Source organism: Saccharopolyspora sp. NPDC002686 (genome assembly GCF_040295745.1).
GTDB lineage: Bacteria > Actinomycetota > Actinomycetes > Mycobacteriales > Pseudonocardiaceae > Saccharopolyspora > Saccharopolyspora oryzae.
In genome coordinates this window covers 1-20,738 of record NZ_JBEOVY010000107.1, presented here as the reverse complement: position 1 = coordinate 20,738, position 20,738 = coordinate 1, and the positions used below count along the sequence as shown (strand labels likewise).

Sequence of the window (20,738 nt, the reverse complement as noted above, 5' to 3'; positions counted from 1 at the left end):
GGCACCTGCGCGGGCACCAAGACCTCCGGGCCACCGAACTCGCTCACTCGCACAACTCGCATGCGCCGAGCTTGCGATCTCCACCTAACTGGAAGTCAACCCCCGGGGCGGACACCCGGGGGTTGACGCGCCGACCTCGGCGGCGACCGTCACGCAGCGGGCAGGCCGACCTCGGTGCGGAGCATCGCCCTGGTCCTGCGGGATCCGGCCGGTTCGGCGGGGTCGACGGGGTCGGTGCCGCGCCGTTCGCACTCCGCCACCACCGCCCGCAACTCGTGGCGGTGGCGCTCGACCAGGTGCCACTGCCGCGCTTGGCGGGCGAGGTTGAGCTGGTGTTCGGCGCGACGGGCGCGGTGGTCGAGCTCCTCGGTGGTGCAGCTGTTCAGGATCACGGCTGTCCTCCGGGGCTCACGCGGCGAGCCGCTGCTCGGGGACCACGCCGACTGCGGCTCGCACCGCGTCGAGGTGGGTCCGGTACACCGTGCGGGCGCTGTCCGGGCCGGGGTTGGCCCTGGTGCCGTGCTGATCGCAGATCCACGTGCCCATGAACAGGTTCCGGTACACGTGCGGCCGGTGGGAGGCGGGGTGGGGGGAGCGGGTTTCGAGCTGTCGGGAGGGGTACATCGCTGGTCGGGTCCTGGAGTCGTATGGTCTCGTTGGTGCCATTCCAGATTGGTCCCCGGCTCCCCCCGCGACGACGGGAGGACTACGTAGGCAGTACGTATTTCGGGACTTTGTCCTCTGGAGCTTCCCGGTTCCCCGTCGTGCGCGTCCGGGGTCGTGCTCGACGAGTAGTCTCGGACGCGGAAGGCCGCAGCCGGGCAAAGCAGGGGGTTGCCATGGCGATGAGCGATGCACAGCGGATCGAGGCCCAGCGCCGCACGATCGCCGAGCACATCGAAGCGGAGAACGCGCACGACTGGCCGCGCGTGTACGGCACCTTCGTCCAGGACGAGCACGCGTTCTACGACGTCGTCCCGCTGAGCACCCGGTACGCGGGGTTCACGGGGGTGCAGGACTTCTACCAGATCCTGGACAGCGCCATCCCGGACTTCCGGATCACGGTGAACGCCGAGTACGACTCCCCCGGCGCCTCCGTGCGGGAGGTGACCATCGACGGGACCCACCAGGGCGAGTACTGCGACGCCCAACCGTCCGGACACCGCGTGACCTTCGAGCTGGCCGCGGTGTACATCTTCCGGCAGGAGGAGCCCGGGAAGCTGCTGGCGGAGCGCATCTACTTCGACAACGAGACCGTGCTGCGCCAGATGCGCGGCGAAGAGGACGCCCCGGCCGGGATCGGTTTGGCGACGAGGTGATCCGCTAGGCGTTCGCGTCCTGCCCGGCGGCGACCCAGGTGGCGATCTGCGTGCGGGACCCGAAGTCGAGCTTGGTCAGGATGTGCTCGACGTGGGCTTCCGCGGTCCGCTGGCTGATCACCAGCTGGGCCGCGATCTCCTTGTTCGACAACCCCTGCGCGATGGCTTCGGCGACCTGGAACTCCCGGCGCGTCAGCGGACCCCGGCGCTGTTCCCGGGCGGGCCTCGGCGTCGGCCGGGGCTTCTCCCGGACCGCCGCCGCCAGGCCCTGCTGGAGCGGCAGGCCCGCGGATTCGGCGGCGAGCTTCCCGAACGCACCCTCCCCCAGCGCCTCGCGTGCTCGTCCCTCCGCCTCGCGCCGGTAGTCGAGCAGCTGCTGCGCGCCCATCAGCGGGACCCCGACCAGCGGCCACAGCCGGTCGAGGACGCCGAAGATCCGGGCCGCCCGCTCGTGCTCGCCCAGCGAAACGTGCGACCACGCCAGCACTTCGGCGGCCATCCCGAGACCGAAGAGGTCGTTGAAGCGCGACTTGATGCCGATGCTCTCCCGCAGGTGCACCACGGCGTCGTGGGCGTCGCCCCGCATCCAGCTCGCGAGCCCTCGCACCACGAGCCCCCAGGACCTGGTCCACAGCTCTCCCGCCGCCGCGGTGATCTGCAGGCATTCCTCGGCGTACCCGGTCGCCCGGTCGCTCTCGCCTGCCAAGCAGGCCACCAGCCCGGACTGGACCAGCGACATCACCATCGGGCTGGTGATCTTGGGGTGCGTGCGGTGGCGCGACCACGCCCGCGTGGTCAACGCGCTGGCCTCCTCCAGGTGCCCTTCGGCCATCGCGTCGACGCCCAGCAGGTGCAGGCCGAAGGCGGCCAGCACGGCGTCATTGAGGTGCTCGGCCACAGCGCTGCAGCCTTCGGCCGTCGCCCGTCCCCTCGCCAGATCGCCCTGGTGGGAAGCCAGCCAGCTGCACACCCACAGCGCGGTCGCTCGCGGCACGGTCGGGGTGGCGTCCAGCGCCAGCAGGCGGTCCAGCCACTGCCTGCCCTCCGCGATCAGCCCGCAGGCCGTCCAGTAGAACCACAGCGCACCGGCGATCCGGAGGCCCTCCTGCACCTGGCCCGGCTGCGCAGCGCAGAACTCCAGGGCGGACCGCAGGTTGTCGTGCTCGGCGGAGATCCGGGCGCGCCACTGGAGCTGGTCCGGGCCGAACCAGTCGCGAGCACCCCGCTCGGCCAGGTCGAGGTAGTGGTCCCGGTGCAGCCCGCGCAACCGGTTCCGCTCGTCCTCCGACAGCAGGCTGAGGCCGTACTCGCGGACCGTCGACAGCAACCGGTAGCGGGTGGTTCCGGTGGGCGCGTCCTCGCGGGTGAGGATCGACTTGTCCACCAGCGCCGCCACCAGCTCCCAGATCCGCTCCCGGGCGAGTCCGGTTCCGCTGCAGACCTGCTCGACCGCCGCGAGGTCCACGCCGCCGGCGAAGACCGACATCCGCGACCACAGCAGGCGCTCCTCCGCCGAGCACAGCTCGTAGCTCCAGTCCATGGTGGCCCGCAGCGTTTGGTGCCGCGGCAGCGCGCTCCGGTTGCCCGCCAGCAGCCGGAACCGGTCGTCGAGCCGGGCCAGCAGCTCGTCCACCGACAGGAACCGGGTGCGGGCGGCGGCCAGCTCGATCGCCAGCGGGATGCCGTCCAGCTCCCGGCACAGCTGCGCGACGGCGCGGTCCTGGTCCGCAGCGGGCTGGAACCCGGCGGCCGAGGCGCGCTCCGCGAACAACCGCATCGAGCTCCCGTTCCCCGCGTCGGGCCCGGCCAAGTGGCCCACCTCGGACGGCTCCGGCACCGGCAGCGTGGACACCACGACGACGTGTTCGCCGTACACGTCCAGCGGCTGCCGGCTGGTGGCCAGGATCCGCAGCTCGGGCGCGGCGTCGAGCAGCGCGGTGCAGGTCTTGACGCAGCCGTCCAGCACCTGCTCGCAGTTGTCCAGCACGACGAGGATCTCCTTGTCGCGGACGTAGTCGGCGAGCACGTGCTCCACGCCGCGGGCCGACCAGTCCTGGATGCCCAGCGCCTGCGCCGCGGTGTGCGCGACCAGGTCGTCGTCGTGCACCTCGGCCAGTTCGACCAACCAGCCGCCGTCGCGGAAGGAACGCCCCAGCTGGGCGGCCACCCGCAGCGCCAGCCGGGTCTTGCCGACCCCGCCGACACCGGTCAAGGTCACCATCCGGGACTGGGCCAGCGATTGCCTGACGTCGACGCACTCCTGCCGACGCCCCACGAAGCTCGTGCGCTCGGCGGGGAGGTTGCCCACCCGCCTGCGCGCCGTACGACTGGCCACTCCGGCCCCACTGTCGAAGGAGGTGAAACCGTGCACCGCCAGCCTACGACCGCCACCGCCCCGAAGCGAGCGACCAGCGGATTCCCGGCCCTCCCCGATGATCAGACCGCGCTGGGCAGGACCAGGAAGCACCACGCCAGCACCGGACCGGCACCGACGATTCCGGCGGTGTAACCCATGATCTGCTTGTAGAAGCGGTCGCGGTCCACACCTCGGGCGTTGCTGAGCACCAGGGCCCCGTTGGTGGAGAACGGCGAGGTGTCCACGATCGTCGTGGAGATCGCCAGGGCGGCCACCAGGCCCGCCGCGCTGAGGTGGCTCGCGAGCAGGAGCGGGACGGCGATCGGGATGATCGCGGTCAGGATCGCCGTGGACGAGGCGAAGGCCGACACGATCGCCACCACGAAGCACAGCAGCAGCGCCACGAACAGCGGCGCACCCATGCCCGCGGCACCCTGCGAGACGGCTTCGATCGTGCCGGCCTTCTCCAGGATCCCGACGTAGGTCACCATGCCCGCCACCAGCAGGATCGTCGACCAGCTGATGCCTTCGACCGCCTTGGCCTGGTTCTTCACGTCCGCCAGGGTCAGCGCGGTCGCGGCCAGCAGCGCGAGGAAACCGATCTCCAGGTGGAACACCAGGGCGCCCACGACCAGCCCGGCCAGCGCCACCAGCGTCGCCGCTTGCCGCCAGGTCGGCCGCCCCGCCGCGAGCTCTTCGACCTCGCCGTTACCGGTGGTCCGAGCCCGCTTGCCACCGAAGCCGCCGAGTAGGAAGAAGGTCAGCAGCGACAGCAGGAAGTTGAACCCGAAGCTGGCCAGGAACAGTGTCGACGGCGCCACCTCCAGTGGGGTCTGGTCGACCATGCCCAGCACGAGCGCACCGGAGACCGCGATCGGCGAGAACGCACCGGCGTGCGCCCCGCTGATCACCATCATGCCGACCATCAGCTGGCTGATGCCGAACCGGTGGGCGAAGTTCATGCCGACCGGCGCCAGCAGCGCCACCGCGGCCGGGGTGAAGGTGCCGAACGCGGTAAGCACGGCGGCGACACCGAACAGCACCCACGGGATCAGCGCGGCTTTTCCGCGCACGAGCTTGATCCCGGCTCCCACCAGCAGGTCGATCGTGCCGTTGCGCTGGGCGACCGAGAACAGGTAGGTGACGCCGACGATGGTGATGAACAGCGAGACGGGGAATCCCTCGAAGATCTCGTCCTCGGAGAGTCCGAGCGAAGCCGTCCCGACGACGAAGGCGCCGATGAAGGCGAGGATCCCGATGTTGATGGGGAGCACGGTGGCGACGACGAACATGACGCCGAGGGCACCGATGGAGATCATTTCGGCAGACATCTTTGTCCTATGTGGTGGGTGTTCAGCGGATGCTAGGCCGGAAGCAGGTCGGGGACCAGGAGGTCGGCCTCGCAGAGGATTCGAGCGGCGCGTTCGACGGTGACCCGGAGGGGCTGCGCCCCGCGGACGTCGCTGCACGCGACCGCGATGACACCGGCCGGAGTTCCGATCCGCAGCGTTGCACCGGTCGTCGCCGACGCCCTGCGCACCACCGACCCGTCGAGCATCGCGGCGACCGCGACGCCGACCGCGGAGGTCAGGCCGATCGCCGGGTGCGGGGCGTTCATCGACAGCATCCGCACCGAGACGTCGTAGTCGTCGGCGGCGATGTCGTCGCCCAGCGAGGTCCGGTACGCCGCTGGTTTCCCGACGATGCCGACCTTCGGCACCGCGTCGTCCGGCACGTCTCCGGGGTTGGAGAGCCCCATCCGCAGCGCCGCGGCGTGGCGCACCGCGCGCAGCGGGTCGACCAGATCGCGCACCTCGGCGAGCGTTTCCACCCCGGTGCGGCCGATTCCGGCGGCATCCAGCAGCACCACCGGTGCGCCGGCGTCGACCGCGGTCGCCTCGACGGGCAGGCCCGCGAAGGTGAACCCGTCGAGCACCCGGCCGGTCGGGGTGACCGAGCCGGTGGTCCGTCCCACCGGGTCGACGAAGGTCAGCCCCACCGCTACTCCCCCGGCCCGGGTGCCGGGGACGGTCCGGGTGCCGAACTCGTGGACGTGTCCGCCGGTGGTGTCCACTTCAGCCTCGAGCACGGCGCCCGTGTTGGTGTTGCGCAGGACCACTCGGGTCAGGTCGCCGGTCACCGGGACCAGCCCCCGCGCCACTGCCCACAGCGCGATCGCGGTGGCGCAGTTGCCGCAGTTGCTGCCCCACTCCACCCGCCCGACACCGATGCCGACCTGCCCGAACAGGTAATCGACGTCGATGCCGGGAGCGTCGGAGGCACCGACGACGGCCGCCTTCGACGTGGTCGGGGTCGCGCCCCCGATCCCGTCGAGCTGGACCGGGTCCGCAGCGCCGTAGGCGTTGACCAGCAGTCCTTCCAGTTCTCGCGCGGTGGCGTCCACGCCGGTGGGCAGTGCCGACCGGTCGAACAACCAGCACTTGCTGGTGCCGCCGCGCACGAGTGTTGCGGGTACGTGCACTGGAACGTTCTTCCTTCTCCGGTGGTCTGTTGGTGGCGTTCACCCTGACAACGCGGAGGATTCAGTACAATGTCCAAGTTCTTACCCAGGCTTAAGCTGAACTAATAGCTCGCCGTGGCAGGAGGAGTCGCGTGCTGGACGTTCGACGGGTGTTGTTGCTGGTGGAGGCCGCCGAGCGCGGTTCGCTGACCGCAGCAGCCGAAGCCCTGCGGATCACGCCGTCCGCGGCCTCCCAGCAGATGTCCAGGCTGGAGGCCGAGGTCGGCCAGCCGCTGCTGTACCGGCTGCCGCGCGGGGTCCAGCTCACCGACGCCGGGCACGCGCTGGCCGAACGCGGACGCGCCATTCGCCGGGAACTCCGCGGCGCGCAAGCCGATCTGACCTCACTGGCCACATTGGACGAAGGAACGCTGCGGTTGGGGTCGTTCCCCACCGCCAGCGCTTCGCTCCTGCCGCTGGCGCTGACCCGCTTCTCCCGCAAGCACCCCGGCATCCGCACCACCGTGCGGTCGGCGCTGTTCGCCGAACTCGTGGAGCTGCTGCACACCGGCGAGATCGAGCTGGCGATGCTGTGGGACTACGACTGGGACCGGGCCGACGCCACATCGCTGGTCGTCGACCACCTGCTCGACGATCCGACGGTGCTCGTCGTGCCCGCCAACTCCGAGCTGCTGGAGGAGGATTCGATCGGGCTGGCCGACCTCGCCGGGCACCAGTGGATCATCCGCGCCGACAACCACCCGGTCGCCGAGGTCCTGCGCCGCAGCTGCCGCCTCGCCGGCTTCGACCCGATCATCTCCTACGAGTCGCACGACTACCAGGAGGCGCAGGCGATGGTCGCGGCCGGGCTGGGGATCGCGATCGCGCCGCGGCTGGCGCTGACCAACCGGCGCCACGACGTGCGGCTGGTCAACTTCGCCACCGACGTGCCCGCACCGACCCGGCGAATCCTGTTGGCCCGACCGGCCAACCGCACGCCGACCCCGGCCGCCGCGGCGATGACCGAAATCCTGCACGCTGTGTCCCAGAAGTTCACCGACACCAACCTGCACCTGGCCCAGCTCGGCACCGTGCGCGCCCGCGGCGCGGGGTGAGGCGGAACGGATCTCCGGGCTCCGCGCAAGAGCATTCGGGCAGGTTCGGCGGGCCGTCGTGCGGGGTACAACCCAGGGAGCCATGCACCCGCTACCGGGGGACTCCATGAAGATCGTGTGCATCGGGGCCGGCCCCGCCGGTCTCTACTTCGCCATCTCCGCGAAGCTCCGCGACGCCGGGCACGAGATCACGGTGATCGAACGCGATCCGCCCGGCGCCACCTACGGCTGGGGCGTCGTGTACTGGGACGACCTGCTCGACACCCTCTACGTCAACGACCGGGAGAGCGCCCAGCGGATCCGCGCCGCGTCGACCGTCTGGCAGGACCAGGTCGTGGCGATGCGGGGCGGGCGCGGCTACCTCACCGGGTACGGGTTCAGCGTGAACCGGGCCGTGCTGCTGGACATCCTGGTCCAGCGCGCCGTCGACCTCGGGGTGGACGTGCAGTTCGAACGGGCGGTGGACGACATCGCCGAGTTCGCCGACGCCGACCTGGTGGTGGTCGCCGACGGCGCGAACAGCCGCAACCGGCAGCGCTACGCCGACCAGTTCGGCACCGAGCTGCACCAGGGGCGCAACCCCTACCTGTGGCTGGGCACCGGCCGGGTGTTCGACAAGTTCACCTTCGGCTACGAGCAGACCCCGCACGGCTGGATCTGGTTCCACGCCTACCCCTCCAGCGCCGGGATCAGCACCTTCATCGTCGAGTGCCAGGAGGAGACCTGGCGGGCGCTCGGCTTCGACCAGCTCGACGACAAGGCCACCACCCGGCTGCTGGAGGAGATCTTCGACGAGCACCTGGCCGGGCACGCGCTGATCAGCGCGGCGCGCGGCAAGCCCGCGTCCTGGCAGCGCTTCACGCAGGTCTACAACCAGACCTGGCGGCACGCCAACGCGGTGCTGGTCGGCGACGCCGCGCACACCACGCACTTCACCATCGGATCCGGCACCAGGCTGGCCATGATCGACGCGGTGGTGCTCGCCGAGAAGCTGCGGGAGAACGAGCAGATCGGCAACGCGCTCAAGGAGTTCGACGGCGAAGGCCACGCGGCGATGCGCGTGGTGCAGGCCGCCGCGCGCACCAGCATGGCCTGGTTCGAGAACATCGACCGCTACACCGACCGGAACGCCGTGGACTTCTGCTTCGCGATGTCCTCGCGCAGCGGCCTGCAACCGCCGTGGCGCTACCAGCTGCACCTGTTGATGCAGAAACCGTTGGTCCGCAATGCTTTGCGGATCTTCGACCGCGGCATGCTGTGGGTCCGCGCGCGGCGGCGCGGTGAGTCGTGGTGGGTTCAGCCGACCCTGACGTAGAGCTGCATCCCCAGCTGCCGGTGATTGCCGACCGGGCACCAGAAGTCGTACACGCCCGGCGCCAGGGTCACCGTCAGATCAGCGGCATCGCCGGGCCGGACCACCGGTGTCTTCGCGTTGTCGACGCCGGGCCCGTTGATCTCCAGGATGTGCACGGCGCGTCCCGCGTTGATCGCGTGGAACGTGTAGCGCCCCGGCGGGAACCAGGCGGGCTGATCGAACCCGAAGTCGACCATCCGGACCGGCACCACCTGCGGCGGCCCGAAGCCGGTCTGCGCCGGTTGCGCGGCGGATGCCGTGGTCGCCCCGGCGCACAGCGCGGCCAGCAGGGCGATCACCCCGAGCAGCACGCCGAAGCCCCGGCGACGTGTGGAAAACCTGTTCGCGTTCTTCCCTGCATGCATGGTCCGACCCCCTCGGAATCTCGCATCGGACCGGACGGGCCGTGCCGTCGGTCCCGTTCCGGACCGGGTGGAAGTGCGCGGATCCAGAGTAGGGCGGCAGCTCCCCCGGGTGGTGTCCGATGAGGTCGGTGGGGAGCGTGGCGCCGGTGTGCGGACTCTTGCCGGAGCGCCGCGTGGAGGCTCGCGGGGCGCACGCGCCCGGGTCGCCCCAGCGGGGGCAGGAACCGCTCGGACGGGCGGTTTCAACTGGCTGTCCCGGTGGTGGGCTGGTGTGATCCTGACGTGGGTGTGTCTACGGGTGCCCCGTCGACGGTCCATCGGCGAGGGCGGGCGGTGTTCAGCTGGGCGCTGTGGGACTGGGGCTCCGCAGCGTTCAACACCGTCATCTTGACCTTCGTGTTCACCGTGTACTTGACCGAGCGCGTCGCCGTCGATCCGGAGAGCGGGTCGAAGGCGCTCGGCGTGGCGTTGACCATCGCCGGTGTGTGCATCGCGCTGGTGGCGCCGGTGACCGGTCAGCGCAGCGATGCCGGCGGGCGGCGCAAGCTGTGGCTGGCGGTGCACACCGGCCTGGTGATCGTCTGCACCGCGGGGTTGTTCTTCGTCCAGAACGAGCCGTCGTTCCTGGTGCTGGGCCTGGTGCTGCTGGCCACGGCCAGCGTCTTCGCCGAGTTCGCCACGGTGAACTACAACGCGATGCTGCTGCAGGTCTCGACCCCGGCCACGATCGGGCGGATCTCCGGGTTCGGCTGGGGCATGGGCTACTTCGGCGGGCTCATCGCACTGGTGATCGTGCTGATCGGGTTCGTGCAGCCCTCCGTCGGCCTGTTCGGGGTGACCGCGGCCGACGGGCTCAACATCCGCGTCGTCGCGCTGTTCGCCGCGATGTGGTTCGCGGTGTTCGCGCTGCCGCTGTTCGCCTTCGTGCCCGAGGCGCCGTCCTCCGGCGAGCAGGTGCGCCACGCCCTGCTGGGCAGCTACGTGGTGCTCGGCAAGCGGCTGGCGTGGATGTGGCGCGAGGAGCGGCGCACGCTGGGGTTCCTGGTGGCCAGCGCGATCTACCGGGACGGGCTGGCGGCGATCTTCACCTTCGGCGGGGTGATCGCCGCGGGCACCTTCGGGTTCAGCCCCAGCGAGGTGGTGGTCTTCGCGATCTCGGCGAACCTGGTGGCCGGGCTCGGCGCGTTCCTGGGCGGCCGGGCCGACGACCGGTTCGGGCCGAAGGCGGTCATCGTCGCGGCGCTGTTCGGCCTGGTGCTCGTCGGCGGTCTGCTGCTGGTGCTGCCACCCGGCAAGGCCGCGTTCTGGGTGTGCGGGCTGACGCTGGCGATCTTCCTCGGCCCGACCCAGTCGGCCAGCCGCACCTTCCTGGCGCGCATCGCCACGCCGGGCAAGGAGGGCGAAGTGTTCGGCCTCTACGCCACCACCGGGCGTGCGGTGAGCTTCCTGGGGCCGCTGGCCTTCAGCGGTTTCATCGCCCTCTTCGGCAGCCAGCGCGCCGGGATGGGCGGCATCGTGCTCATCCTGCTGGTCGGGCTGATCGCGATGCTGCCGGTGCGGTCGCCGGACCGCCCGCCCGAGCCGACCGAGGTTCCCGCCGCCGACGCCAGCTGAGCTCCTGCTGGTGCTCAGCGCACGTTGCGGCGCAGGCGCACTCGGTACGAGTAGTGCTCGGGCAGGAAGTGGCTGACCGCCAGTTCGACGGGTTGTCCCGTGGTGGACTGGTACATGCGGTCGATGCGCAGCAGGGACCGGTGCGGTTCGCAGCCGAGCTGCTCGGCGATCTCGGGCGTCGCGGTGCCGACGGTGATGCTCTGCTCCGCCTCCGCGATGGGGTCGGTCAGCCGGTCGTCGAGCAGTCCGATGATGGTCACCCGGCTGCGGGCGCCGGTCTCGGTCAGCTCGGGCACCGACTCGACCAGCTTGCCCACCTCTGGCGGCAGGAACACGGTGGTCAGGCAGAACGGGACATCGTCGTGCAGGCGCAGGAACTCCAGCACGTGCACCCGGTCGGAGGCCAGCCGGAGCCGCCCCGCGGCGTCGAGGTCGACCTTGCGGTGCAGCGGGGTGAGCAGCTGCATCGTGGTGTCGATGGACAGCCCCATCAGGTCGTCGATGGACCCGAACTGGCGCAGGTACTGCTCCTCGCGGGGCGCGGCGAAGGTGCCTCGGCCCGGGATCCGGTAGACCATGCCTTCGGCGACGAGGTCTTGGAAGGCGCGGCGCACCGTCTGGCGGCTGACGCGGTGGCTCTCGGCGAGCTCGGCCTCGGTGGGCAACCGCTTGCCCTCCGGGTAGTCGTGCTGCAGGATCGCCGACCGCAACTCGCGCGCCAGGCGCAGGTACGCGCTCTCCCGGCCGTCCGCCACGTCATCACCTCCCGGCTCCTCGCCCCCGACCGTAGCGGAACCGCTCGGAGCCCGATCTTCAGCCGTCGAGGCCGCCGCGTTTGACGAGTTGCGCGGCGATCACGTTGCGCTGGATCTCGTTGGTGCCCTCGCCGACGATCATCAGCGGTGCGTCGCGGAAGTAGCGCTCCACGTCGAACTCCGTGGAGTAGCCGTAGCCGCCGTGGATGCGCACCGCGTTGAGCGCGATCTCCATGGCGACCTCGGAGGCGAACAGCTTGGCCATGCCCGCTTCCATGTCCACCCGGCGTCCCGCGTCGTACTCGCGCGCCGCGTGCAGGGTCAGCTGGCGGGCGGCGGTGAGCTTGGTGGCCATGTCCGCCAGGTAGTTGCCCACCGACTGGTGCTTCCAGATCGGCTTGCCGAAGCTCTCGCGCTCCTGGGCGTAGCGCAGCGCGTCGTCCAGCGCGGCTTTGCCCACGCCGAGCGCTCGGGAAGCGACCTGGATCCGGCCGGTTTCCAGGCCTTTCATCATCTGCGCGAAGCCCTTGCCCTCCGTTCCGCCGAGCACTGCGCTCACCGGCGCGCGGTAGTCGTCGAAGGACAGCTCGCAGCTCTCGACCCCCTTGTAGCCGAGTTTGGGCAGGTCTCGGGAGACGGTCAGGCCGGGCCCGTGCTCGACCAGGACGATCGAGATGCCCTTGTGCGCGGGCTGCGCATCCGGGTCGGTCTTGCACAGCAGCGCGATCAGCTGGGAGCGGCGGGAGTTGGTGATCCAGGTCTTGGCGCCGTTGATCACGTAGTCCTCGCCGTCGCGGCGAGCTGTCGTGGTCATCGCTTGCAGGTCGGAGCCGCCGCCGGGTTCGGTGAGCGCCATCGTCGCGCGGATCTCACCGGTGGCCATCTTCGGCAGGTACCGGCGCTTCTGCTCCTCGGTGCCGAAGTTCAGCAGCAGCTTGGACACCACGCTGTGCCCGCCCATCGCGCCGGCCAGGCTCATCCAGCCGCGGGCCAGTTCCTCGACGATGAGCACGTAGCAGGGCGTGGAGACCGGGGTGCCGCCGTGCTCCTCGGGGATGGCCAGCCCGAAGATGCCCAGCTCCTTCATCTGCTCGATGAGGGCTTCCGGATAGGTGTTGGTGTGCTCGAGCTCCTGCACCACCGGCTTGACGGACTTGTCCACGAAGTCCCGAACCGTTGCCACGGCGAGCTTCTCGTCCTCGTCGAGGATGTCCACTGTGCTCACTCCGCAGTGCCCTTCTCTCGGTGCCGCGCAAGTTCAATGGAAATTGGGCGTGCGATTTCAATGGAATTCGGACTGATCAGGCCGCGCGCGGGAAGGTCTTGCGCAGCAGGTCCCGGACCGTCGTCCAGTCGGCGTCGGCCAGCAGGGCCGGTACGTCCGGGCCGCAGGCCTTGAACTTCTCGCCCAGTTCGACGGAATTCGGTGGCCGGGACGGCGCGCCCGGCGGGTGTTCCAGCCGCACGTTCAGGGTCGGACCGTCGTGCTCGACGTCGATGTCCACTTCGCCGGTCAGCAGGCCGTCCGCGCCCGGGGTGTGTTCGAGTTCGACCTCGCGGAGCAGTCCCTGCGCCGCGTTCCGGTTGACGGCTTCGTCGGTGAAGGCGGCGAAGTCCGGGTAGTCGTCCAGCAGCGCCGTGGCGACCGCGTACGGCAGGCTGAACTTCCCTTCCAGGCCGGTGGTGGGCCGGTCGTGGATCAGCGGTTTGACGGTGGCCAGCGGAGTGCGCACCCGGACTGCGCGCACTTCGCCGCGGACCTGGTCGCGGACGTCGCGCAGCGCGGCGATCGGGCGCTGCATGGCGTAGCAGCAGGGGTAGACCTTGATCGCCAGCCCACCCGGGACCGCCGGTCCGGACAGGTCCAGCTCGCCGCGGCCGCCGACCAGTTCCAGCCAGGCGTCCAGCGCGCCGGGGTCGGCGGTGGCTCCGGCCTGCGCCAGCTGCGCGGCGCGCACCCCGGCCTGGGCGGCGAAGCCGACCTGCAGGGACTTGCCATGCGTGCCGAAGGCGTTCTGCACTCCACCAGCGGCCGGGACCGCGAGCGCCATCGCGGTGGCCAGCTGCTCGGCGGAGAGCCCCAGTGCGGTGCCTGCCGCGACGGCGGCGGCCGGGGCTCCGGCGGTGCAGGTCGCGTGCCAGCCCGCGGAGTAGTGCGACCAGCCGAGCGCGTTGCCCAGGCGGGCCATCACCCCGGCTCCGGCCAGGTACGCCCGCGCGTCACCGCCGGTGGCCAGCACCACCGGTACGGTCACCACGCTGATGTGGGTGGTGGAGTCGACGTGCAGGTCGTCGAAGTCCAGCACGTGCCCGACGGCTGCCCAGCGGGCGGCATCCGGCAGTTCGGCGGCGATCGCGGTCAGCGGGTCCTCCCGCGCGGCGAGGGTCACCGCGGCGGTGTCGAGCAGGGAGCGCTGGGCCAGCGCCAGGTCTTCGGTGCTCGGTTCGAGCTCGGCCGCCCAGTTCGCGAGTGCTTCGGCGATGGATGCCATGGGAACCTTTCCGCCAGCGGGTCGACCCTACGCATTGTTTGTACGGCCAAATGCGTCGCGCGGTCAAGACCGGCTGCCGCCTGAAACCTGCTGCCCGCGCGGGATCACTGCCGCTGGTCGTTGACGCGGGCGGGAGCGAGGTCGAGACTGGCAGCGAGTTTGTACGGCCCAATTCGCGAGGAGGAGCAGTGCCGGGTTTGGACACCTACCTGCAGGGGTGGCGGCCGGAGCCGCTGGCCGAGACCGACGCCCTGAGCTCCGAACCGTCGCGCGCCCTGGCCGCCGTGCTGGAGACCGCCGCACCCGCCGACGACCTGCCCCCGCTGTGGCACTGGGTGCACTTCCTGACCTGGCCGCAGCACGGCGAGCTCGGTGCGGACGGGCACCCGGCGCACGGGCACTTCCTCCCCCCGATCCCCGACCGGCGGCGGATGTTCGCCGGCGGCCGCCTGACCGCCACCGCTCCCCTGCGCCTGGGCGCACCTGCCGAGCGCACGACATCGCTGGCCGACGTGGTGGTCAAGCAGGGCCGCTCGGGCGAGATGGCCTTCGTGACGACTCGCGCGGAATACCGGCAGGACGGCGAGCTGCGGTTCGTCGAGGAGCAGGACTACGTCTACCGCAGCGGGGAGAGCTCGACCAAGAGCCCGAACGCCGCACGGCCCACCGAGCTGCCGACCTCCGATGCGCCGTGGCAGCAGCCCTTCACCGGCGACCCGGTGCGGCTGTTCCGGTTCAGCGCGTTGACCGCCAACTCGCATCGCATCCACTACGACGAGCCCTACACCCGCGAGGTCGAGTCCTACCCCGGGCTCGTCGTGCACGGCCCGATCCTGGTGCTGCTGATGACCGAACTCGCCCGCCACCGCGCGCCGGACCGCCGGGTGACCGGCGTCGACTACCGGCTGCGCCGACCGGTGTTCGCCGGCGACCCGGTGCTGGTCACCGGCTCACCGGCCGGGGACATGGCGGTCCGGACGGCACCGGACGAGGTCATGGCGACGGCGCAGGTCACCTTCGGTTGATCAGCGGCGCGCAACCCGCTCCCAGGCGTCCAGCAGCCGCGCGGCCGATCCACCGATGGGCCCGACCGCGTCCGCGAGCACGTCCGGATCGGGCAGCTCCGCACCGTCCACAGCGGACACCACGGAGCCGGCGTCGGTGATGGTGCTGGAGCAGACCGCCAGCAGGTGCTCCGGGACGTCCAGCGCCGGATCGACGCATCCCACCAGCGGAGTTCCCACCGCGGCGATCAGCGGGAACACCGTGCCGGGAATCCCGATCGCCGCTTCGGCCCGCGCCGAGGCCTGCAACGACGGAACGTCGCTGATCTCGAAGCGGCTCCACAGCGACGGGTCCTCCCGCGGGTGCAGGCCGACCAGGATCCGCTTGCCTGCGGCCTGGAGCTCGTCGGCCGCGGCCAGCAGCAGTTCGGTGCCGGGTGCGGCCGCACCGGTGTCGTCGGGGTGCGTGACGCTGGTGAGCACCAGGACCAGACCTGGTTCCGGTGCGCGCTGCGGCAGCGAATCCGCTTGCGGCACACCGACGACCTGGATCTCGCGGTGAGTTCCCAGGTATCCGGCGAAGGCGCGGGCCTCCGCGGACGAGGACGAGGTGAGCGCGCGCAGCCGGGGTCGCAGCTGCTTGGCGCGTTCTGCTTCCCGCGGCCCGAGGTAGGCCAGGGAGCTGGCCGCGAGGGGCAGCGTCCGGAAGCGGTCCGCGCACCCCACCGGCCAGTCCCCCGCGCCCGTCACCACCAGCAGGTCGGCGGCTGGAGCCTCGTCGGGCACCGCCACCGGCACCGGATCGCCCGGGGCGATCCCCGCCCGATCCGGCACCAGCTGGGTCAGCTGCCAGCCGCGCCGGTCGGCTTCGGCGAGCAGCGGTTTGACGTGGTAGGTGCCCCACGGCTCGTTCGTCGCGATCAGGACGCGGCGCGGCCGGCCCGCCGTCGCGGTACCGCCGAGCGCCAGCAGCCCCGCACCGGCCAGCGCTGCGCCCAACACCGTTCGCCGCGCGACCACCGCCCGCTCGTCGTTGCTCATGAGCACCGAACCTACGCACCCGAACCGACCAGGACGTGAACGCGCGACGAACTCGGCTGATCAGCGCGGTGCGTCGTCGAAAGCTCCCCGGTGGACCGCGGCCGGGTGGCGCGGGTTCAACCGGCCGGAGCCGTCGGCGAAGAGCTTCTCCCGGAAAGTTCCCGGGTGGTAGTCGGTCTGCGCCAGGCCGCGGCGGCGCAGCTCGGGCAGCAACCCGTCGATCACCTCCTGGTAGCTGCCCGGGATGACGTGGTTGATGATGTTGATCCCGTCGATCCCGGCGTCCTGCCAGCGCTCCAGCTCGTCGGCGATCTGCTCCGGCGTGCCGACCAGCCGCATCCGCTCGGCGCGGTAGCGGACCATGTCCTCGATGGTCGGATCGCCGCCCGGCACCGAGTCGATGACCGCCTGCAGCACTCCCCGACCGCCTTCGACGTGCAGGTCCTTCAGCGGGGTGTCCACCGGTGCGTCGCCGAGGTCCACCCCCATCCCGCCGAGCATGTGCGCGGCCAGGCCGTCGATCGACAGGTGCTCGTCGAAGTCGGCCTTGCGCCGCCGGGCCTCGGCTTCGGTGCTGCCGACCACGAAGGACAGCCCTGCGAAGAACAGCACGTCCTCGGGACGGCGACCGCGCTCCACGGCCTGCGCCCGGACGGTGGTGGTGATCTTCTCCGCGCTGGCTGGCGAACCGGCGAACATGAACACCGCCTCTGCGTTGCGCGCTGCGAAGGCCATCCCGGCCGGGGAGGTGCCCGCCTGGAACAGCACCGGCGTGCGCTGCTTCGAGGGCGCCACCAGGTGCGGCCCCTCCACCGAGTACCGCTCGCCCCGGTGGTGGATCTTGTGGATCTTCGCCGGATCCGCGTGGACGCCCGCTGCCTTGTCCCGCCGCAGCGCGTCGTCGTCCCAACTGCCCTCCAGCAGCTTGTAGACGACATCGACGTACTCGTCGGCCCACCGGTAGCGCTCGTCGTGCGGGGTCAGCCCGGGCAGGCCGAAGTTGCGGTGGGCGTTCTCCAGCGCCGAGGTGACGATGTTCCACCCCGTCCGGCCACCGGTGAGGTGGTCGAGCGTGGCGGCGCGGCGGGCGAAGGTGAACGGGTGCTCCTGGATCACCGAGCTCGTCCACGCCAGGCCCAGGTGCTCGGTCACCGCACCGAGCGCGGAGATCATCACCGACGGGTCGTGCGACGGGATCTGCAGGCCCTCGGTGGCGAAGATGTCCCAGCCGCCGCGGTAGTTCCCGTACAACCCGACCACGTCGGCGAAGAAGATCGCGTCGAACTTGGCCGCTTCCAGCTGCTGCACGAGATCGGTCCACAGCGACAGCTCGTCGAACCGGTGCTGCTGCGCCTCCGGGTGCCGCCACTGCCCTTCCAGGATGTGCGAGGTCGTGGCCATGACGAAGGCGCTCAGCCGCAAGCGGCTCCTCCGGGCGCTCACAGCCGCTTGTCCAGACGTCGCACGGTCGCGTTGCCGACCAGTTGGACCAGCTGCACCAGCGCGATCATCACCAGCACCGCCACCACCATCACCCCTGTCTCGTAGCGGTAGTAGCCGTGGCGGATGGCGAAGTCGCCGATGCCGCCGCCACCGACCAGACCGGCGATCGCCGAGTAGGAGATGAAGCTGACCACCATGATGGTGATCGAACCCGCCAACCCCGGCCGCGCCTCCACCAGCAGCACGCTCCAGATGGTGCGAAGCTTCGACGCACCCATCGCCTGCGCGGCCTCGACCACGCCCGGATCGACCTGCAGCAGGTTCTGCTCGACGAACCGCGACAGGTAGGCGATGGCGTTGACGCACAGCGGCACGGTCACCGCGACGGTGCCGACACTGGTGCCCACGACCAGCCGGGTGATCGGGATCATCGCGATCAGCAGGATCAGGAACGGGAACGAGCGCACCAGGTTCACCACCGCGTTGAGCACCTGGTGCACCCGCGGCGACGGGCTCAGCCCGCCCGGTCTGCTCACCCACAGCAGCACGCCGACGGGGATCGCGGCAAGCACCGCCAGCGGCACGGTGATCAGCAGCATCAGCCCGGTTTCGCCGAGCGCTTCGAGCATTTCCGGCAGCGCGGCGGTGATGCGGTCAGCCGACATGGGTCGCCTCCGAGGTCCGCGGCTGCAACCGGATGCGGTCGTCGAGCATGAACCGGGCGATCTCGGTCTCGGGCTGCAGCGGTGACCCGTCCAGCCGCAGGTGTTCGACGACTTTGCCGCCGGCCATCACCGCGACGTCGTCGGCGATCGCGCGGACCACGTTCATCTCGTGGGTGACCAGCACGATCGTGATGCCGAGCCGTTGGTTGATCTCCTTGAGGTAGCTCAGCACCGCCACCGTGGTCCGCGGGTCGACCGCGCTGGTCGGTTCGTCGCACAGCAGCACCGACGGCTCGTTGGCCAGCGCCCGCGCGATCGCGACCCGCTGCTTCTGGCCGCCCGAGAGCTTCGCCGGGTAGGCGTCGGCCTTGTCGGACAGGTCGACCACGGCGAGCGCCTCGGCCACCCGCGCCGGGCGGGCCGCCTTGTCCACGCCGGCGATGCGCAGGGCCAGTTCGACGTTCTGCGCCGCGGTGAGGTTGGCCAGCAGGTTGAAGTGCTGGAAGATCATGCCGATCTTGCCGCGCCGCCGGCGCAGCTCGGCGTCGTCCACAGTGGTCAGATCGGTGCCGTCGACCTCGACCGCGCCCGAGTCCGGCCGTTCCAGGAGGTTGATCAGTCTGATCAGCGTCGACTTGCCCGCGCCGGAGAAGCCGATGATCCCCTGCACCGAGCCGCGCGGCACGTGCAGGTCGACGTCGTCGACGGCGGTCAGCGGTCCGTCCGGGCCGGTGAAGCGCTTGGTGACCCCGCGCAAGGTGATCAACGTCCACCGTCCTTCCACCACTGGCCGAGCTGGGCCTGCGGGTCCTCGGTCCACGGCAGCGGCGCCCAGTCGCCGTAGAACTGCTTGAAGAAGGCAGCGACCTGCGGGCTGTGCAGCGCGGCCTGCAACGCCCGCGCCTTCTCCGACCCCACCTCGTCCGGCCGGCCGCCGACGACGATCCGGTACGGCACGGCGTCGACGTCCTTCTCGCGCAGCAGCGCGGAACCCTCGACGTCCAGTCCGATCTCGATCGCCTGCCGGGAGAACAGGAACCCGGCGTCGACGTCCGGCAGGGTCTGGGTGAGGGTCTGCTGGTCGACCTCCACGAACGAGTAGCGGTGCGGGTTGTCCACGATGTCGCGCTGGCTGGTGGTGACCACCTGCGCGCCGTCGCGCAGCTTCAGCCGCCCGGCCTCGGCCAGCAGGTGCAGCGCTCGCCCGTTGTTCGCCGGATCCACCGGCAGCGCGATGCGCGCACCGTCGGGCAGCTGCGCGATGTCGTCGTAGCGCGTGGAGTACAGCCCGGCCGGGGAGCCCACGACGTAGAACAGCGGGACCACGTCGGTTCCGTTGTCGCGGTTGAAGGTCTGCAGGTAGGCGCCGTGCTGGAAGAAGTTGAAGTCGGCCTCGCCGGCGCTGACCGCGTGGTTGGGCTGCACGATGTCGGTCACGTAGCGGACGTCGAGCTGCCAGCCCTGGACTTCGAGCTGCCGGCGAGCGATCTCCAGCGGGTCGTGGTACGGCGGGCTGTCGGTGGCGACGATGCTGATGGTGCGGTCGTCGGAGGCCGTTCCACCGGCCAGGCCGCAGCCGCCGAGGGCCAGCACCAGCGCGCCGATCAGCGCGAGGAACGGGAAAGAGCGGGAGTTCTCGGGTCGCCGCGCGCGGGCGGACCGGTGGTGCGAAGTGGACACTCTCGTCGCTTTCTGCTGGGGCGGGTCAGATCTGGCCGTGCCGGGGCGGCCGGGTGCCGTTGAGGACGTAGCGGCCGATGTGCTGGACCTTCCAGCGCACCGGGTCGTGCAGGGTGTGGGTGCGGGCGTTGCGCCAGTGCCGGTGCAGATTGGTCTCGGCCAGGCTCGACCTGGTGCCGGAGACCTCGAACATCGCGCTGCTGAGCTCGACCGCGACGCCGTCGGCGAACACCTTCGCGGTGGCCACCGCGATCGAGGCCGTGGCGGCGGAGTCGGCCTCGAGGTCGGCGCGCGCCGCGTCGAGCTCAGCGCCCGCCTTCTCCAGCAGCGCCTCGGCCGCGCGGAGGCGGACCGCCAGCTCACCGAACCGCTGGATGGTGAGCGGATCCTCGGCGGCTGTCTCCACGCCCGCTTCTCCCCAGGGACGGCTGCGGGTGCGGACGAACTCGGCCGCGTCGTCGAGCGCTCCCGCGGCGATGCCGACGTCGATCGCGGCGTGCAGCGCCTGGGCCAGCGCGCCGTGCAGCTGCGGGCGGTCGAAGGTCAGGTGGTGCGGCACGATCCGGTCCGCGGGCACCGGGACGTGGTCGAGTTCGACGGTGCCGCTGGCGGTGGTCCGCTGACCCATGCCCGCCCAGTCGTCGATCACGGTGACGCCCGCTGCGTCGCGCGGCACGTACGCGACTTGCAGGCGGTCCTGATCGTCCTTGGCCAGCACCGGAATCCAGTGCGCCAGCAGGGCTCCGGTCGAGTAGGCCTTCTTGCCGTCGAGCACGAACTGGCCGTCCGGGGCGGTGGAGAGCCGCGTCCGGATCTCCTGGACGGTGCGGGTGCCCGCCTCGGACTGCGCGTTGCCGAACCGCTTGCCCGCCAGCACTTCGCCGAAGAAGAAGCGCTGCTGCTCGGCGGTGCCGTTCTCGCGCAGCACGTTGACGTAGGCGAAGTGGCTCTGCGGGATCTGCGCGATGTTCGGGTCCGCTGCGGCCAGATCATCGGATTCGCCTCCCGACCCATCACCGCGGGCGAGCACGTGCACACGCACAACGTCGACTACCAGGAGTTCCACCGGGAGCA

At 70.8% G+C, this 20,738-nt stretch carries 21 protein-coding genes; 6 read left to right on the top strand and 15 right to left on the bottom strand.

The window, feature by feature from the left end:
* Nucleotides 1–149 precede the first annotated feature (149 nt).
* Nucleotides 150–392, bottom strand: a complete 243-nt coding sequence (locus tag ABTZ89_RS16455) for a hypothetical protein (protein WP_270953208.1) — start codon at nucleotides 390–392, stop codon at nucleotides 150–152.
* A gap of 16 nt (nucleotides 393–408) precedes the next feature.
* On the bottom strand, nucleotides 409–624 hold the full coding sequence (locus tag ABTZ89_RS16450) for a hypothetical protein (RefSeq protein ID WP_351045295.1): 216 nt from the start codon (nucleotides 622–624) through the stop codon (nucleotides 409–411).
* 221 nt (nucleotides 625–845) lie between these two features.
* Here ABTZ89_RS16450 and ABTZ89_RS16445 point away from each other — a divergent pair, with 221 nt between their 5' ends.
* The gene (locus tag ABTZ89_RS16445; RefSeq protein WP_351045293.1) at nucleotides 846–1,319 is read left to right on the top strand and encodes an ester cyclase; all 474 of its coding nucleotides are present in this window, start codon (nucleotides 846–848) and stop codon (nucleotides 1,317–1,319) included.
* A 4-nt stretch (nucleotides 1,320–1,323) separates the two neighbouring features.
* On the opposite strand, the gene ABTZ89_RS16440 is transcribed toward ABTZ89_RS16445, so the two are convergent.
* The 3 genes from ABTZ89_RS16440 to ABTZ89_RS16430 form a co-directional block, all read right to left on the bottom strand.
* Nucleotides 1,324–3,654 carry an ATP-binding protein gene (locus ABTZ89_RS16440; protein WP_351045290.1) on the bottom strand — a complete coding sequence of 777 codons (2,331 nt, stop codon included), beginning with the start codon at nucleotides 3,652–3,654 and terminating at the stop codon, nucleotides 1,324–1,326.
* 101 nt (nucleotides 3,655–3,755) lie between these two features.
* Nucleotides 3,756–5,006: an SLC13 family permease gene (locus tag ABTZ89_RS16435; RefSeq protein WP_351045288.1), complete on the bottom strand. Its 1,251-nt coding sequence runs from the start codon at nucleotides 5,004–5,006 to the stop codon at nucleotides 3,756–3,758.
* Between the two features lie 32 nt (nucleotides 5,007–5,038).
* Nucleotides 5,039–6,157 carry a PrpF domain-containing protein gene (locus ABTZ89_RS16430; protein ID WP_351045285.1) on the bottom strand — a complete coding sequence of 373 codons (1,119 nt, stop codon included), beginning with the start codon at nucleotides 6,155–6,157 and terminating at the stop codon, nucleotides 5,039–5,041.
* 131 nt (nucleotides 6,158–6,288) lie between these two features.
* Here ABTZ89_RS16430 and ABTZ89_RS16425 point away from each other — a divergent pair, with 131 nt between their 5' ends.
* Together ABTZ89_RS16425 and ABTZ89_RS16420 are read left to right on the top strand one after the other, a co-directional pair.
* Nucleotides 6,289–7,251 (top strand): LysR family transcriptional regulator, encoded by a 963-nt coding sequence (locus ABTZ89_RS16425; protein ID WP_351045282.1) that lies wholly within the window; start codon nucleotides 6,289–6,291, stop codon nucleotides 7,249–7,251.
* A gap of 82 nt (nucleotides 7,252–7,333) precedes the next feature.
* The gene (locus ABTZ89_RS16420) at nucleotides 7,334–8,566 is read left to right on the top strand and encodes an FAD-dependent monooxygenase (RefSeq protein ID WP_351045279.1); all 1,233 of its coding nucleotides are present in this window, start codon (nucleotides 7,334–7,336) and stop codon (nucleotides 8,564–8,566) included.
* Here the strand turns inward: ABTZ89_RS16420 and ABTZ89_RS16415 are convergent.
* Entirely contained in the window at nucleotides 8,548–8,970 is a 423-nt protein-coding gene (locus ABTZ89_RS16415) for a cupredoxin domain-containing protein (protein WP_270953216.1), read from the bottom strand. The genes ABTZ89_RS16420 and ABTZ89_RS16415 overlap by 19 nt on opposite strands.
* 333 nt (nucleotides 8,971–9,303) lie before the next feature.
* Between ABTZ89_RS16415 and ABTZ89_RS16410 the strand changes: the two genes are divergently transcribed.
* A complete protein-coding gene (locus tag ABTZ89_RS16410; RefSeq protein ID WP_351045276.1) occupies nucleotides 9,304–10,584 on the top strand; it encodes an MFS transporter in 1,281 nt (426 codons plus the stop codon).
* A 14-nt stretch (nucleotides 10,585–10,598) separates the two neighbouring features.
* Here the strand turns inward: ABTZ89_RS16410 and ABTZ89_RS16405 are convergent, their stop codons facing one another.
* From ABTZ89_RS16405 to ABTZ89_RS16395, 3 genes are all read right to left on the bottom strand, one after another.
* Complete coding sequence (locus ABTZ89_RS16405; RefSeq protein WP_351045273.1) at nucleotides 10,599–11,339, bottom strand: GntR family transcriptional regulator; 741 nt, start codon at nucleotides 11,337–11,339, stop codon at nucleotides 10,599–10,601.
* Nucleotides 11,340–11,397: 58 nt separating this feature from the next.
* A complete protein-coding gene (locus ABTZ89_RS16400; RefSeq protein ID WP_502949554.1) occupies nucleotides 11,398–12,564 on the bottom strand; it encodes an acyl-CoA dehydrogenase family protein in 1,167 nt (388 codons plus the stop codon).
* Nucleotides 12,565–12,640: 76 nt separating this feature from the next.
* Nucleotides 12,641–13,831, bottom strand: coding sequence for an MmgE/PrpD family protein (locus ABTZ89_RS16395; protein WP_351045271.1), 1,191 nt, complete (start codon nucleotides 13,829–13,831; stop codon nucleotides 12,641–12,643).
* Nucleotides 13,832–14,019: 188 nt separating this feature from the next.
* On the opposite strand from ABTZ89_RS16395, the gene ABTZ89_RS16390 reads away from it, so the two are divergent.
* Nucleotides 14,020–14,856: an HTD2 family dehydratase gene (locus ABTZ89_RS16390; protein ID WP_351045269.1), complete on the top strand. Its 837-nt coding sequence runs from the start codon at nucleotides 14,020–14,022 to the stop codon at nucleotides 14,854–14,856.
* On the opposite strand, the gene ABTZ89_RS16385 is transcribed toward ABTZ89_RS16390, so the two are convergent.
* From ABTZ89_RS16385 to ABTZ89_RS16360, 6 genes are read right to left on the bottom strand one after another with little or no spacing between them, the layout of a single operon-like run.
* On the bottom strand, nucleotides 14,857–15,876 hold the full coding sequence (locus ABTZ89_RS16385; protein WP_351045267.1) for a hypothetical protein: 1,020 nt from the start codon (nucleotides 15,874–15,876) through the stop codon (nucleotides 14,857–14,859).
* Between the two features lie 60 nt (nucleotides 15,877–15,936).
* The gene (locus ABTZ89_RS16380; protein WP_351045264.1) at nucleotides 15,937–17,298 is read right to left on the bottom strand and encodes an LLM class flavin-dependent oxidoreductase; all 1,362 of its coding nucleotides are present in this window, start codon (nucleotides 17,296–17,298) and stop codon (nucleotides 15,937–15,939) included.
* A 17-nt stretch (nucleotides 17,299–17,315) separates the two neighbouring features.
* On the bottom strand, nucleotides 17,316–17,984 hold the full coding sequence (locus ABTZ89_RS16375; protein WP_351045261.1) for a methionine ABC transporter permease: 669 nt from the start codon (nucleotides 17,982–17,984) through the stop codon (nucleotides 17,316–17,318).
* Nucleotides 17,974–18,750 carry a methionine ABC transporter ATP-binding protein gene (locus ABTZ89_RS16370; RefSeq protein ID WP_351045258.1) on the bottom strand — a complete coding sequence of 259 codons (777 nt, stop codon included), beginning with the start codon at nucleotides 18,748–18,750 and terminating at the stop codon, nucleotides 17,974–17,976. The genes ABTZ89_RS16375 and ABTZ89_RS16370 overlap by 11 nt, the downstream gene beginning before the upstream one ends.
* The gene (locus ABTZ89_RS16365) at nucleotides 18,747–19,664 is read right to left on the bottom strand and encodes a MetQ/NlpA family ABC transporter substrate-binding protein (RefSeq protein ID WP_351045255.1); all 918 of its coding nucleotides are present in this window, start codon (nucleotides 19,662–19,664) and stop codon (nucleotides 18,747–18,749) included. Before ABTZ89_RS16365 ends, ABTZ89_RS16370 begins: the two co-directional genes overlap by 4 nt.
* 25 nt (nucleotides 19,665–19,689) lie before the next feature.
* Complete coding sequence (locus ABTZ89_RS16360; protein ID WP_502949553.1) at nucleotides 19,690–20,592, bottom strand: SfnB family sulfur acquisition oxidoreductase; 903 nt, start codon at nucleotides 20,590–20,592, stop codon at nucleotides 19,690–19,692.
* A 15-nt stretch (nucleotides 20,593–20,607) separates the two neighbouring features.
* Here ABTZ89_RS16360 and ABTZ89_RS38960 point away from each other — a divergent pair.
* On the top strand, nucleotides 20,608–20,738 hold a 131-nt coding region (locus ABTZ89_RS38960; RefSeq protein ID WP_502949555.1), incomplete at its 3' end, for a hypothetical protein.

Bases quoted from the DNA above. Each gene is read 5' to 3' on its own strand.
- ABTZ89_RS16395 (WP_351045271.1), bottom strand. From the start codon at position 13,831: ATGGCATCCATCGCCGAAGCACTCGCGAACTGGGCGGCCGAGCTCGAA.
- ABTZ89_RS16385 (WP_351045267.1), bottom strand. From the start codon at position 15,876: ATGAGCAACGACGAGCGGGCGGTGGTCGCGCGGCGAACGGTGTTGGGC.
- ABTZ89_RS16445 (WP_351045293.1), top strand. From the start codon at position 846: ATGAGCGATGCACAGCGGATCGAGGCCCAGCGCCGCACGATCGCCGAG.
- ABTZ89_RS16420 (WP_351045279.1), top strand. From the start codon at position 7,334: ATGCACCCGCTACCGGGGGACTCCATGAAGATCGTGTGCATCGGGGCC.
- ABTZ89_RS16450 (WP_351045295.1), bottom strand. From the start codon at position 624: ATGTACCCCTCCCGACAGCTCGAAACCCGCTCCCCCCACCCCGCCTCC.
- ABTZ89_RS16435 (WP_351045288.1), bottom strand. From the start codon at position 5,006: ATGTCTGCCGAAATGATCTCCATCGGTGCCCTCGGCGTCATGTTCGTC.
- ABTZ89_RS16415 (WP_270953216.1), bottom strand. From the start codon at position 8,970: ATGCATGCAGGGAAGAACGCGAACAGGTTTTCCACACGTCGCCGGGGC.
- ABTZ89_RS16375 (WP_351045261.1), bottom strand. From the start codon at position 17,984: ATGTCGGCTGACCGCATCACCGCCGCGCTGCCGGAAATGCTCGAAGCG.